At 62.8% G+C, this 13,534-nt stretch carries 13 protein-coding genes; 6 read left to right on the top strand and 7 right to left on the bottom strand.

Annotated elements, in window-relative coordinates:
- The first annotated feature begins 93 nt into the window (after positions 1 to 93).
- Positions 94 to 1,035, top strand: coding sequence for an N-acetyl-gamma-glutamyl-phosphate reductase (gene argC, locus ACK59Z_RS11655; protein WP_004577484.1), 942 nt, complete (start codon positions 94 to 96; stop codon positions 1,033 to 1,035).
- A gap of 75 nt (positions 1,036 to 1,110) precedes the next feature.
- Complete coding sequence (locus ACK59Z_RS11650; RefSeq protein ID WP_108190666.1) at positions 1,111 to 1,797, top strand: GNAT family N-acetyltransferase; 687 nt, start codon at positions 1,111 to 1,113, stop codon at positions 1,795 to 1,797.
- A 111-nt stretch (positions 1,798 to 1,908) separates the two neighbouring features.
- On the opposite strand, the gene ACK59Z_RS11645 is transcribed toward ACK59Z_RS11650, so the two are convergent.
- From ACK59Z_RS11645 to ACK59Z_RS11625, 5 genes are all read right to left on the bottom strand, one after another.
- Positions 1,909 to 2,664 (bottom strand): ABC transporter permease, encoded by a 756-nt coding sequence (locus ACK59Z_RS11645; protein ID WP_003256045.1) that lies wholly within the window; start codon positions 2,662 to 2,664, stop codon positions 1,909 to 1,911.
- Positions 2,664 to 3,869: an ABC transporter substrate-binding protein gene (locus tag ACK59Z_RS11640; protein WP_108190665.1), complete on the bottom strand. Its 1,206-nt coding sequence runs from the start codon at positions 3,867 to 3,869 to the stop codon at positions 2,664 to 2,666. The genes ACK59Z_RS11645 and ACK59Z_RS11640 overlap by 1 nt, the downstream gene beginning before the upstream one ends.
- A complete protein-coding gene (locus ACK59Z_RS11635; protein ID WP_012052014.1) occupies positions 3,856 to 4,677 on the bottom strand; it encodes an ABC transporter ATP-binding protein in 822 nt (273 codons plus the stop codon). The genes ACK59Z_RS11640 and ACK59Z_RS11635 overlap by 14 nt, the downstream gene beginning before the upstream one ends.
- On the bottom strand, positions 4,674 to 5,738 hold the full coding sequence (locus tag ACK59Z_RS11630; protein WP_409293052.1) for an acyl-CoA dehydrogenase family protein: 1,065 nt from the start codon (positions 5,736 to 5,738) through the stop codon (positions 4,674 to 4,676). The genes ACK59Z_RS11635 and ACK59Z_RS11630 overlap by 4 nt, the downstream gene beginning before the upstream one ends.
- 99 nt (positions 5,739 to 5,837) lie before the next feature.
- Positions 5,838 to 6,398 carry a carboxymuconolactone decarboxylase family protein gene (locus ACK59Z_RS11625; RefSeq protein ID WP_003256052.1) on the bottom strand — a complete coding sequence of 187 codons (561 nt, stop codon included), beginning with the start codon at positions 6,396 to 6,398 and terminating at the stop codon, positions 5,838 to 5,840.
- 102 nt (positions 6,399 to 6,500) lie between these two features.
- On the opposite strand from ACK59Z_RS11625, the gene ACK59Z_RS11620 reads away from it, so the two are divergent.
- A complete protein-coding gene (locus ACK59Z_RS11620; protein WP_108190663.1) occupies positions 6,501 to 7,412 on the top strand; it encodes an AraC family transcriptional regulator in 912 nt (303 codons plus the stop codon).
- 46 nt (positions 7,413 to 7,458) lie between these two features.
- Here ACK59Z_RS11620 and ACK59Z_RS11615 read toward each other — a convergent pair whose 3' ends face one another.
- Positions 7,459 to 7,998: an Rrf2 family transcriptional regulator gene (locus ACK59Z_RS11615; RefSeq protein WP_108190662.1), complete on the bottom strand. Its 540-nt coding sequence runs from the start codon at positions 7,996 to 7,998 to the stop codon at positions 7,459 to 7,461.
- A gap of 193 nt (positions 7,999 to 8,191) precedes the next feature.
- On the opposite strand from ACK59Z_RS11615, the gene ACK59Z_RS11610 reads away from it, so the two are divergent.
- Entirely contained in the window at positions 8,192 to 9,394 is a 1,203-nt protein-coding gene (locus ACK59Z_RS11610) for an NAD(P)/FAD-dependent oxidoreductase (RefSeq protein WP_108190661.1), read from the top strand.
- Between the two features lie 230 nt (positions 9,395 to 9,624).
- Complete coding sequence (locus tag ACK59Z_RS11605; protein ID WP_108190660.1) at positions 9,625 to 11,250, top strand: methyl-accepting chemotaxis protein; 1,626 nt, start codon at positions 9,625 to 9,627, stop codon at positions 11,248 to 11,250.
- Positions 11,251 to 11,303: 53 nt separating this feature from the next.
- Here the strand turns inward: ACK59Z_RS11605 and ACK59Z_RS11600 are convergent, their stop codons facing one another.
- Positions 11,304 to 12,710, bottom strand: coding sequence for a cytosine permease (locus ACK59Z_RS11600; RefSeq protein WP_003256059.1), 1,407 nt, complete (start codon positions 12,708 to 12,710; stop codon positions 11,304 to 11,306).
- 316 nt (positions 12,711 to 13,026) lie between these two features.
- Between ACK59Z_RS11600 and ACK59Z_RS11595 the strand changes: the two genes are divergently transcribed.
- Positions 13,027 to 13,512 carry a flavin reductase family protein gene (locus ACK59Z_RS11595; protein WP_003256061.1) on the top strand — a complete coding sequence of 162 codons (486 nt, stop codon included), beginning with the start codon at positions 13,027 to 13,029 and terminating at the stop codon, positions 13,510 to 13,512.
- Positions 13,513 to 13,534: the final 22 nt, after the last annotated feature.

Raw genomic sequence — 13,534 nt, 5'->3', positions numbered from 1 at the left:
AGAAAACCTGAATGTATCAATCATCATATTCAAATTTTCATTACCAACGCTACGGGCGAGCATAGGCTATCTTTCCCCAACCGGACCCCGAGCATGCACACCCCTGTTGTTTTCATCGACGGCGACCAAGGCACCACAGGCCTGCAGATCCATGCCCGCCTGCAGGGCCGTAGCGATCTTCGCCTGCTGACCCTCCCCGAGGCCGAGCGCAAGGACCCGCAACGCCGCCGCGAAGCGATCAACAGCGCCGACATCGCCCTGCTGTGCCTGCCCGACGACGCCGCCCGCGAGGCCGTGGCCGCAATCCACAACCCACAGGTGCGGGTGATCGACGCCAGCTCGGCGCACCGCACCACACCAGGCTGGGTGTATGGCCTGCCGGAGCTTGACGAACAGCAAGCCGAGCGCATCGCGCAAAGCACGCGTGTCAGCAATCCCGGTTGCTATCCCACCGGCGCCATCGCGCTGCTGCACCCATTGGTCAAGGCTGGCTTGCTGCCTGCGGACTACCCCCTGAACATCCACGCCGTGTCTGGCTACTCCGGCGGTGGTCGCGCGGCGGTCGAGCGGCACGAACAGCCCGGCGCCGCCAAAGCGCCGGCGCTACAGCTGTATGGCCTGGAGCTGGCGCACAAGCACGTACCGGAGATCCAGCAGCACGCGGGGTTGTCGGCGCGGCCGATGTTCATGCCCGGCTATGGCGCCTACCGCCAAGGCATCGTGCTGAGCATTCCGCTGCAGCTTCGCCTGCTGCCTGGACAGGTCAGCGCCGCGCAGCTGCAAGCCTGCCTGGAACAGCATTACCAGGGTGCCCGCCATGTCCAGGTGATGCCTCTGCATCAGGGCGGCGCTGCGGCAAACCTCGACCCCGAGGCATTGAACGGCAGCAATGACCTGCGCCTGGCGCTGTACGCCAACCCCGAGCATGGCCAGGTACTGCTCACCGCAGTGTTCGACAACCTGGGCAAAGGTGCCTCTGGTGCTGCCGTGCAAAACCTCGACCTGATGCTCGGTGCCTTACAGGCACACGGCTGATGCGGCAAAACCGGTTAGACTGTACACCCGCGCCAACACAGCGCGGGTCGTATTCTCATCCGCCGGAGCCCCCAGATGTTCATCCTGAGCCGCCTCGACAGCGTGCCACCCGAATCTTTCCAGAACCAGATCCGCGAGCTGGTCATTCACAATGTCGGCGAATTGAGCAGTGTCGCCATCGCTGTCGACAACCCGCTGTACCCGCTGTACCAGTACGGCGTCGGCATGGAAGTCCACCAGTACCTGCAAGCGCTGGACGGCACCCGCGGTCTGGCCGTGGCGCTTACCCTGGCGCTGGATGCCGAAGCACCGGACCAGTTGCTGGGCTTTGCGCTGTCGCTGCCAGCCCAGGACGATGGGCAGGCCTGTGCATTGGCCTTTCTGGCCGTGTGCGCCAGCCATCGCCGCCAGGGCATCGCCCGTGCTCTGCTGGGCGACCTGCGCTCACGCCATGCCTGCGTGGAGCTGAACGCCTTTGCCAACCAGGTGCCGTGGTTCGAGGCGATGGGCATGCAAGTGGTGGCCGCCAACGGCCCGCAGGTGCTGATGAGCAGTACCGGCCACCCCAGTGGTGCGCTGATCGGGCGCCTGGACATTGCGCCGATTTATCAGACGGCTGAAGTGCTGCAGATTCACACCTATCTGCTTAACCAGCAGGGTGAGGATGCGATGATCGAAGCGGAGCAGATGCGCGATGAGCGGCTGGATGAGCTGACCGCTCAAGCCCGGGAATGTGTGCGCCAGCGCAAGACCGTGCATTGATCCGATGGCCTGTTCGCGGGCTTGCCCGCGCCCACAGGAATACCGTAAGGCCCAAGGCCGGTGATGTACCTGTGGGAGCGGGCGAGCCCGCGAAGAAGCCCCATTGGCCTTTCAGCCATGCACCCAGCGCCGATGCAGCCCACGCGCCAGGGCATCCAGCACAAACCCCAGCACGCCAATCAGCAGCACCATCGCCATCAGTTCGGAATACGCCAGCCGGTCGCGGGTATCAAGAATGAAATACCCAAGCCCCGCACTCACACCAAGCATTTCGCACGGCACCAGCACAATCCACAGAATACCGATGGCCAGGCGCACGCCCGTCAGCACGTGACCGATCACCCCCGGCACGATCACCTTGCACAAAGTTTCCCAGCGCGTTGCACTCAAGCTGCGGCTAAGTTGCAGCCAGCGCGGGTCCAGTTGACGCACCCCTGCCGCCGTATTCAGCAAGATCGGCCACAACGCGGCAAACGCCAGCAGGAAGTAGATCGGCTGGTCACCCACGCCCATCAGCATCACCACCACAGGCATCCACGACAATGGCGATATCATGCGCAGAAACTGGAATGCTGGCGTGGTCGCCGCCTCCAGGTGCCGGTAGCTGCCTACCAGCAAGCCCAGCGGCACACCCATCAGCAGCGCCAGCAGCAGCCCAATCAGGATGCGCTTGAGGCTGACCCAGATATGCCCATAGACCTCGCCCTGCCCCAGCAGCTCGACCAGGCTGGCCAGGGTTGCCGCCGGCGAAAAGCGCGCCGACAGGCCGTCGGCCTGGCCGAACAGTGCTACACCGGCCCACCATAACAGCAACAAGGCCAGCAACCCGACCAGCCCAAGGCCGGCATGTACGACATGGGTGCGCATCAGACCGCAAACTCCTCGCTACGCTCGAAGTTGTCGGCAATGCCGAACACCGACGGGCCACCCACTGTCGCGATGGCATTACGCACGAAGCGATCGTCGACCAGGTCGCGGGCGGCATACGCCGGATCCAGCCCGGCAAGGAAGGCATTGTCGCCTTCGATCAGGGTGGTTTTCAGGCGCTTGACCAGCTCTTCGGTGTAACTCGGGAACGGGTATGGCTGGAAGTCGATGCGCTTTTCGTCCCACTGCTGATGGCGAATGGCACCACTGGCAATGTAGCCAGCACGGTCTTCGGTGGCGGGCGCCAGGACCTTGGTCAGCACCGCGGGCTCGTGCGGGGTGTACTTGTTGGGGCCCGCCCTGGACAGCAGTGCGGCGGCTTCGGTGCGATGGTCACGAGTCCATTGCTGGGCCTTGACGATGGCGTTGACCACTTTCTGCGACCACTCCGGGCGGTTATTCAGGTCATGCTCGTGCATGAACACCACGCAGCACGCATGGTTGCGCCATACATCGCCGGTAAAGCGCTGCACGCGGCCCACCTTGAGGTTCTCGGCCAGTGCGTTGAACGGCTCGGCAACGATGTAGCCGGCAATGCGCTTGCTGGCCAGAGCGGGTGGCATGTCGGACGGTGGCAGCACCAGCAGGTTGACTTCGTTGGCGGCCAGTTGCGCATTGGCCGGCTTCGACACTGGCGTCAGGCCATTGTCGTTGAGCAACTGTTGCAGTACCACATTGTGGATCGAGTACCAGAACGGAATGGCCACTGTCTTGCCACCGAGCTGTTTCACGTCGGATATATCCGGCGCTACAGTCAGGCCAGAACCGCCCACGTGGTTCCAGGCCACCACCTTGGCTGGCACCTTGCTGCCATAGCGCGCCCACACCGTCATCGGCGAAAGCAGGTGGATGACATTGACCTGGCCGGAAATGAATGCCTCGATCACCTGCGCCCAGCTGCGCAGCAGCACCGGGCGCTCGGCCTGGATGCCTTCGGCCTCGAACAAGCCGTTGTTATGTGCCACCAGCAGCGGCGTGGCATCGGTGATCGGCAGGTAGCCGATACGCACCGGCGCGTCCGGCTCGGCAGCGGCACGCGCCTGCAAGCTCGACAGCAACGGCAATGCACCGGCAGCAGTGAGCATGGCGCCGAGCTTTAGGAAGTCTCGACGCGAAGAAGAAGAACAGCAGTCATCCATGCACATGGACAGCCTCCGAGGGCAAAGGGGTTGGGGTAGGTTCGACTGTGCGGCTTGCCCGCCGAAGGGTTTTGAGGATGTCTATGCGCAAGGCCCCCAGCTCTTCGACCCTCTGCGTGCGCGGTTGCGGCAGGTCGATGTGCCACTGGCCAAGGATGTGCGCTGGGTGGTTGCCCAGTAGCAGAACCCGGTCTGACAGCAGCAGGGCTTCGTCGATATCGTGAGTGATCAGCACGGCCGCGGTCTTGTGCGTGGCAATCAGTTGCAGCAGCAGCTGCTGCATGTCGGCGCGGGTCACCTCATCCAACGCACCGAAGGGTTCATCCAGCAGCAAGACTTCGGGCTGGCGTGCCAGGCAGCGGGCCAGCGCGGTGCGCTGGGCCATGCCGCCAGACAACTGCGCCGGGTACTGGCCACGCGCGTGGGCCAGGCCCACAGCCGCAATCGCATGGTCGATGCGTGCACGGCGTTCGGCATCCGCCAGCTTGGGCTGACGGGCGAAGTCCAGGCCGAAGGCGACGTTTTTCTCCAGGCTCAGCCATGGCAGCAGGCTTGGGTCCTGAAAGGCCACCGCCAGACGCGGGTGCGGCCCCTGCAGCGGCTGGCCGTGCAAGCTCACGCTACCGCCGCCAGGCTGCTGCAGGCCTGCCAGCACCCGCAGCAGGCTTGACTTGCCCACACCACTGGGGCCAAGGATGCTCACGACTTCACCTGGCGCCAGCTGCAGGTCGAACTGCGCCAGCACCTGCTGCCACCCCCCCTCACGCGGGTAGCCCAGGCGGATGTCACGGGCCTCCAGCAACACTGCGCTCATGCAACGCCCGCCTGGCGCTGCAGTTCGGCGCGCAATTGCACCAGGCTGGGCGTGACGATCGGCACGAAGGCCGACTCCCGCCAGCGGCGGGCAAACCCTTCGCCGTATTCGCTGAGGTAAGCCTTGCCACCACTGGCCTGCAATTCCAGTTGTACTGCGTCGGCAGCACTTTCAGCCAGGATGATGCGCAGCTTGAACAAGGCCGCCGGCTGCTGCTGGAAGCGACCGTCGAGCAAGCCCTGCTTGAGTTCGCTGACGGTGTTTTCCAGGCGTTCGCCAAGCACCTGACGGGCTTCGTCGAGGAACGACGCTCGGCCATGCAGGTGCGCGTGAACCTCTTCCAGCGCCCGTCGCGCCAGGCCGATGGCCATGCCACATTGCAGCGCCAGGAATGCCGGGCGTACCCGTGGCAGGAATTCGCGTGCATTTTCATGCAGCAGCCAGTCGCGTGCCAGCGATACCTGGTGAAAAGCCAGTGCTGCCGTGTTGCTCGACTGCAGGCCCATCAGTTGTAGATCATCAGAACGCTCCAGGCCTTGAGCGTCGGAAGGAATGGCCAGCACAAACGGCGCGCCGCCGGCTTCATCCTCGATGGCCGCCGCCACCACGAAGCCGCTTTTACGCAAGTTGGTCACCCAATGCAGTCGCCCTTCCAGGTGCCAGCCATCGGCTGCCGGGCGGCCACGCACCTGCAGCGCTTCGATACCGGACAGGAACTTCATGGCGTTGGACAGCCCGGTGGCACCGGCCAATTCACCGGTCAACAGGCGCGGCAGCAGGCGCTCACGCAGGGGCTGGTTGGGGCTGTGCAGCAGGTATTCGATGAAGGCACGCTGGCCCCAGCAGACGAAAGCCGCAGCCAATGAGCGGCTGGCAATGGCGGCGATGGCCTCGACCACATCGGTCACCTGCCCGCCCGTACCGCCCAGCGCTGGGTCGACCCCCGTGCGCAACAGCTGCGATTCTGCGATCTGCGCCAGCACCTGCTGCGGTTCGCACAGGCCCCGGTCGATGGCCTCGGCATTGGCATCCAGCCAGTGTCGAAATGCACAATCTTGCATGGTCTTGCTCCTTTGATAACGCCGGGGCCGCTCTGCGGCCCGTTCGCGGCACAAGGCCGCTCCTACAACGGCCTGGTAAGGGCCATTATCACAGGTGGGCTACGCAGAAGGCTGCCAGCGGTATTTGCCAAGCTCTTCGTTGAGAGGCGTCTGGGCGAAAACATTAGCAAAGTTGCACAGGGTTGCGAGACTTACGCCCAGAATCACCTCCAATGCGTTGCCTTCACTGAAGCCGGCCTCACGGAAGGCCTGGTAGGTGGCTTCGCTGACATTGCCACGGGTGGCGATCACTTCGCGGGCAAAGGCGGCCAGGGTTTCGTAGCGGGCGTTGGGGAGTTCGCCACGGGCACGCAGAGCATCGACCACCTCCTGCGGCAGCTTGGCCTTGTTCAGCGCGACGGCGGTATGGCCGGCCACGCAAAAGTCGCAGCCATGCTGGGTGGCCGCGATCAGTTGCACCACTTCACGCTCGGCCAGGCCAAGCTCAGACTTGCCATTGAGTGCCGAAACGGTCACGTAGGTTTCAAGCGCCGCCGGCGCGTTGGCCAGCACACCGAGCAGGTTGGGGATGAAGCCGGAATTCTTCTGGGCATTCTCAAGAAACGGCCGTGCCGCTTCCGGGGCGCTCTGCAGCGTGTGTAAAGTAATGCGCGAGGACATGCAGTGATCTCCTTTGATGAGTGTCACTACAGTCTGTTGGTTATAAGAACTACCCTCCATATTCATCAGTCGCCTTTCCTTGTTCCTGAGTCTTTGTATTAGATGATTTCGTCCAGCCACCTTGTCGATTGGTTATTAGAGGGCCTGGAGCTCGATGCCAGCCTGTTTCATGTCGGGCGCTATTGCGGTGGCTGGCATGCCAGCACCCAGGGCATGGGCTGCGCCAGCTTTCACCTGGTGGTGCAAGGGCATTGCTGGCTGCACATTGACGGCCAGCCGCAACCGGTGCGCCTGGAGAAGGGAGATGCCGTATTCCTGTTGCGCGACCTTGCCTATCGCTTGTCCAGCGATCAGGACCCGGTCGACGCCTGTGCCCAACCGCGCCAGGCCATGCAGTCGCTGGATAGCGAAGCCAGCGACGGCGTCGGGCTGGTTTGCGGCTTCTTCCATTTCCAGTCCGGCCTGTCTTCACTGATTGTCGAAGGCCTGGCCGACTGGATCCTGCTGCGCGCCGAAGACCCCGCCGGCAGTGCGGCGCGGGCGCTGTTCGAGCTCATTCTGGAAGAATGCCGGCGGGCCGCCGGCCCGTCGCAGGCGTTGCTGGAGCGCCTGACGCACCTGTTGTTCCTGTACGTGCTGCGCCAGCAGGTCATTGCCGGGCAGTCACTGGGCGGGCTTGTCGCCCTCGCTCGCCAGCCAGCGTTTACCGGGCTGCTGGAGCAGTTGATCGAACAACCGGGGCAAGCCTGGACGCTGGAGAGCATGGCCGCCTGCACCGGCTTATCGCGGTCTGCGTTTTTCAAGCGCTTCAACGAACTGGCGGGGCAATCGCCAGGGCAGGTGCTGCTGGCACTGCGCATGCGCCATGCCAGCCAGTTGCTGCGGGCGGGTAATACCGTGGAGCAAGTGGGTGCGCAGGTGGGGTATCAGTCGGTGGCGGCGTTTACCCGGGCGTTTGCCAAGGCCATGGGGGTGCAGCCTGGGGCCTATCGGCGCCAACACGAAGGGCGCTGATCGGCGTACTTCCCTACTCGCGCAAAGGCCGGTTCGGGCAAGCCCTTCACACCTGGTCTACCGGAATATCCCCAGCCCCCTTGGCCTCCCGCCGCTCCCCCATCCAGGCATCGACCTGCTGGCCAAATTCAGCCGGGGCCTTGCGCCCGAAGCGCATGGCCAGGTCCAGCACAGTCTGCTGTGCCAATGACGCTTCCATGCACTTCTGCGCCCCCAGCATCACTGCGTGGATCGCACAGGTACCCTCGGTCGCCCAACGCGGCGGCGAGCCGTCGAACAAGGTGCAACGCTCGCGCACCTCGCGGCAATCGAAGATCTTCTTCGGTCCATCAATGGCATGGACGATATCCAGCACGCTGATCTGCGCCGCCGACCGCGCCAGGCGGAAGCCGCCGCGCACGCCTTCGGTGGCCACCACCAACCCGGCACGGGCCAGCTTGGTGAAGACCTTGGCCAGGTATTCCTGCGGCACGCCTTGCAACTCGGCCAGGTCGCGCACGCTGGAATCACGAGTTTCACCGCGCTCGTCGACTAAAAACAACAGGCAATGGATACCGTATTCCACGCCAGCACTGTAAAGCGACATTCAAATCTCCGACCGATTTTGTCGTACATGTTACGCCGATGCCCCGGCACTGACAAAACAAGGTGTCAAAAGGTAGCTCCACCGCAAAGGGAAAAGCCCTTGCCGAAGATAACTACGACTTATATAGTCGTAGTTACTCAAAGGCCATACAGCTGGCCCCCGATGCCCTCTTCGAACCTTGCGGAGCACCTTCATGAAATCCAACATCCTGATCATCGGTGCCGGCTTTGCCGGTGTCTGGAGCGCCCTGAGCGCTGCCCGCCTACTCGACCAGGCGCAACGTGCCGACCTCAGCATCAGCGTGCTGGCGCCACAGCCGGAACTGCGCATTCGTCCGCGCTTTTACGAGGCCGACGTGCATGGCATGAAGGCACCTCTGGGTGATCTGTTCGAGGCTGTGGGCATTCACTTCTTCCCGGGCAACGCCGACAGCATCGACACCGAAGGTCGCAGCGTCAGCTATACCGATACCCACGGCCAGCCACAGCACATCGCCTACGACCGCCTGATCCTGGCCGCAGGCAGCCAGGTTGCCCGCCCGGCAGTACCAGGCCTGGCGGAGCATGCGTTCGATGTCGACCAGATGGAATCGGCCATGCGCCTGGAGCAGCATCTGATCGATCTGGCCGCCCTGCCCGCTTCGCCAACTCGCAATACCGTGGTGGTGTGCGGCGGCGGCTTCACCGGCATCGAGACCGCAACCGAAATGCCTACTCGCCTGCGCTCGATCCTCGGGGCCGACGCGGCATTGCGGGTAGTGGTGGTCGACCGTGGTGCGCAAGTGGGGGCGGCATTGGGTGAAGGGATCACACCGTCGATTGTTGCCGCGTGTGAACAGGCCGGGGTCGAATGGCTGGCCGGCGCTTCCGTGGTGGCTGTCGATGCTGCGGGAGTCACCCTGGACAACGGCGAGCACATCGCCAGCAACACGGTAATCTGGACCGTTGGCGTCAAGGCCAGCCCGTTGACGGCGCACGTTGCCGGCGAGCGCGATACCTTCGACCGGCTGAAAGTGGATGGCCATTTGAAAGTGCTGGGCCAGGAGCACGTTTACGCCACCGGCGACACCGCCTGGGCTGCGGTGGATGACCTGGGCAACCATGCCCTGATGACGTGCCAGCACGCCATCCCCATGGGCCGCCACGCCGGCAACAACGCCGCCGCCGACCTGCTCGGCCTGCAGCCGGTGCTGTATCGCCAGCCCAAATACGTCACCTGCCTGGACCTGGGAGACTGGGGCGCCGCTTTCAGCGAAGGCTGGGAGCGCGAACTGAAGCTGCACGGCCAGGAAGGCAAGGCCCTCAAGCGCCAGATCAACTCGGTATGGATTTACCCGCCAGCGGCTGACCGCGCCTTGGCGCTGGCTGCGGCGGACCCAATGATCGCCATCGTTTAACGGCATTTTTCTGACAAAACCGTCAACAATTGGCGGTTTTGTCAGTTTTGGCCGTTACATTGAATGGCTGTTCAATAATGATGGCCATATGGCATCATTGAAATCAAAAAAGTCACGAGGGTGAGACACACAAACAACTCCGCAGCGCATCAAGAGCCTGGCGCCATACCGGTGACCCGGCCATCCACCCAAGCTCCTGAGGCCTGCACGCCACCGTCAAGGAGCATTCCATGCAGTTACGGAATTTGAAGATCGGCATTCGCGCTGCAAGCGTGTTCGCCCTGTTGGGCATCCTGGTCCTGTTCATGGGCTTGATCGCACTTTACGAAACCCGGCAGATGGACAAGGCCACGGATGAAATCCGGGTGACCTGGATACCGGCCGTAATAGCCCTCGGTGACATGAGCACCAACCTCGGGCGTGCCCGCGCCGTCACCTTGCGTGCCGCGCTGGACGACAACCCCAGTGACCGCGAGCGCAACCTGCAGATGCTCAACGGCATCAATACCGAGCTGAATAATGCGCTGAAGGATTATGCCGACACGATCATCGCTGCCGATGACCGCGCCCTGTTCAATGCCTTCAGCGCTGCTTATCAGCACTATTTCGAATTACAGACCCGTGTGCTGCAAGACATTCAAGCTGGGCGCATGGACGATGCCAAGCAGCAGATCAGCGGCTCGCTGACTCAGCGCGCCGACAGCATGATGCAGGCCATGGCAGCGTTGATCGCTTATAACGGCACAGGTGCCGAACAAGCCTCGCAGCGCAGCAGCGACGTAGCGGACGAAGCGTTCACCGCGCTGGTTGCCTCACTGGTGGTGATCATGCTGGCCCTTGCCGCCATCGCTACCGTGCTCACCCGCAGTATCGTCGTGCCGCTGGCCGATGCACTGGCTGTGGCCGAGCGCGTGGCGACCGGCGACCTGACCCGGGAGATACGGGTAACCGGCCGCGATGAGCCGGCCATGCTATTGCGCGCCCTGAGCCGGATGCAGGGCAGCCTGCGCGATACCATTCGCCAGATCGCCGCGTCCTCCGACCAACTGGCCTCGGCCTCGGAAGAACTGCACACCGTCACTGAAGACACCAGCCGCGGCCTGCATCAGCAAAGTGCAGAAATCGACCAGGCCGCCACGGCGGTGAACCAGATGACTGCGGCAGTCGAGGAAGTGGCGAACAACGCGGTCAGCACTGCTGATGCTTCCAAAGGCGCTGACCAGACCACCCGCGATGGCCGCGACCAAGTCAACCAGGCGCTGGCATCCATCCAGCATCTGGTAGCGGATGTGACCGGCACATCGGTTGAGATCGAGCAGCTGGCCAGCAACGCCAACGAGATCAGCCGGGTGCTGGACGTGATTGGTGCAATTGCCGGGCAGACCAACCTGCTGGCACTGAACGCCGCCATTGAGGCGGCACGGGCCGGAGAGGCAGGACGTGGGTTTGCCGTGGTGGCTGACGAGGTACGCGCCCTCGCCCACCGTACCCAGCAATCGACGGCAGAGATCGAGCAGATGATTGCCGGTATCCAGAACGGCACCGAGCGGGCGGTAACAGCAATGCACAGCAGCCAGGGTCGCGCCACGGGTACGCTGGAAGTGGCACAAAGCGCAGGGCAGGCGTTGGAAGTGATTGCCGAGGCCATTGCTTCGATCAACCAGCGCAACCTGGTGATTGCCAGTGCCTCGGAAGAGCAGGCGCAGGTCGCACGCGAGGTGGACCGGAACCTGGTGAATATTCGTGACCTGGCGATGCAAACGTCGGCGGGCGCGAACCAGACCAGTGCGGCGGCGCAGGATCTGTCGCGGTTGGCGGTGGACCTGAACGGGATGGTGGCGCAGTTCAAGGTTTGATCCAAAAACAGCCGGGGCCGGATTGCGGCCCCGGCTACAGCAACAGCGGTCTATCAGTCGTTGACGCTTACCACCCGCCCCGCCTTCTCGACAGCCTTGCCGCGCGTCGCCAGGCAGTAGTAAAGCGGCACGGTCACCAGCAAGCCGAACAGCCACGACAGGTCAGCCCCTTCGACAATGTTCGAGTACGGCCCCACATACAGCGAAGTATTGGCAAACGGCAGCTGCACCAGGATGCCGCAGGCATAGGCAATGATCGCGTGGTGGTTGAAGCGGCCATAGATGCCGCCGTCGGCACTGAAGATCGAGGCGATGTCGTACTGGCCCTTCTTGATCAGGTAGAAGTCGATCAGGTTGATCGAAGCCCACGGTACCAGCACCAGCAGCAGCGCCAGGATCAGGCCGATGAACTGGCCGATGAAGTCCGCCGAGGCATTCAGTGCCACCATCCCGCAGCCCACCAGAATGATCGAGGCCAGGATCACCCGTACCCTGATGCTCGGCGTCCACTCGGCCATGAAGGTCTGGATCGCGGTCACGATCGACAGCACGGCGCCGTAGAGGTTGAGGGCGTTGTGGCTGATGATGTTAAGCAGGAACAGCACCATCAGGATCGGGCCCAGCCAGCCGGTGGCCTGCTTCACCGCATCCATTGCGTCGGTGCCTTCCGGCACGCACAGCACCGCCACCGTACCAAAGCTGAAGCACAGGATGGTGCCCAGGGTGGCGCCGAAGTAAGTGGCCCAGAACGGCTTGGCAATGCCCACTTCACGGGGCAGGTAGCGCGAGTAGTCAGAGGTGTACGGCGAGAAGCTGATCTGCCAGATCACACCCAGCGACACGGTGGCAATGAAGCCCGACAGGTTGAACGCGCCACGGCTGAAAAAGTCAGCCGGCAGATCCTGGACGAACATCATGATGAAACCGGCCAGCAACGCCGAGCCCATCACCCAGGTACCGATGCGGTTGAGGATATGGATGAAGCGGTAGCCGATCACGCCAATGGCAGTCGCACTCAGGGCACCGATCACGATCGCGCCGGGCATCGGCACGCTCGGCGCGATGCCGTGAATGGTCTTGCCCGCCAGGACGATATTGGAAATGAAGAAGCCGACATAGATCAGCGCGGTGAAGAACACGATCAGCAAGGCACCGTAGCGGCCAAACTGGCCACGGCTCTGCACCATTTGCGGAATGCCCAGCTGCGGCCCCTGTGCAGAGGCCAAGGCGATGACCACGCCCCCGACCAGATGGCCCAGCACGATGGCGATCAGACCCCACAACAGGTTCAGGTGGAACACCTGGACCACCATGGCGCCGGTCACGATAGGCAATGGCGCAATGTTGGTACTGAACCAGAGGGTGAACAGGTCGCGCGCCTTCCCATGGCGCTCGGCAGGTGGAACGTAATCGACCGTGTGATTCTCGACAAACTGGTGTTGCGACGACGGTTGGGACATGGTTTTCAGCTCGAAAGGTCGTTTTTATCTTTGTAAGGAAACCGCATCAAGGCGGCCTCTCAGCTGCGGACCATATTATGGTATTCCAAACTTTTGACAACACTGATCCGCATGAAAAAACGGCCACTGATCCGCTTGCAAAACCCCTGCGACAAACCGCCTCACCGCTCAAGGCCACGGTTTTCGTGGCTTTGGGCCGTTCATCGCGAAAACTCAGGGTTGAAAATTCCGCTTGCAAAATAGGTATTACGGTATACCATCAGACACATCAACGATAAAAACCGCGGACCACCGCAGCCCTTCAGAGGTACTCCCGATGATCGACGCAACTGTCTACAAGAACGTTCTGGGCTCCTTCCCGTCCGGCGTTACCGTCATCACCACCCAGGACGACGACGGCTCGGTCGTCGGCCTGACCGCCAGCGCCTTCTCCTCCCTGTCGATGGACCCGCCGCTGGTGCTGTTCTGCCCCAACTACACCTCCGACTCCTACCCGGTACTGATCAAGCAGAAGCGCTTTGCCATTCACCTGCTGTCCGGTGAACAGCAGGCTGAAGCCTACGCGTTCGCCAAGAAGGGCAAGGACAAGGCCAGCGGCATCGAGTGGACCCTGAGCGAACTGGGCAACCCGATCCTGGCCGGTGCCACCGCCGTCATCGAATGCGAACTGTGGCGTGAATATGAAGGTGGCGACCACGCCATCATGGTCGGCAAGGTACACAACCTGATCGTCCCTGCCGAAGCGCCACGGCCGATGGTGTACTGCCGCGGCAAGATGGCCAGCCTGCCGGCCTTTGCCTGAAGCCTGCAGTTGGACGCAGCCT

The sequence above is a fragment of the Pseudomonas sp. KCJK9058 genome (assembly GCF_046230975.1).
GTDB classification, from domain to species: domain Bacteria; phylum Pseudomonadota; class Gammaproteobacteria; order Pseudomonadales; family Pseudomonadaceae; genus Aquipseudomonas; species Aquipseudomonas alloputida.
The sequence above is the reverse complement of the archived record's forward strand: the minus strand, read 5'-3'. Positions and strand labels throughout refer to the sequence as shown.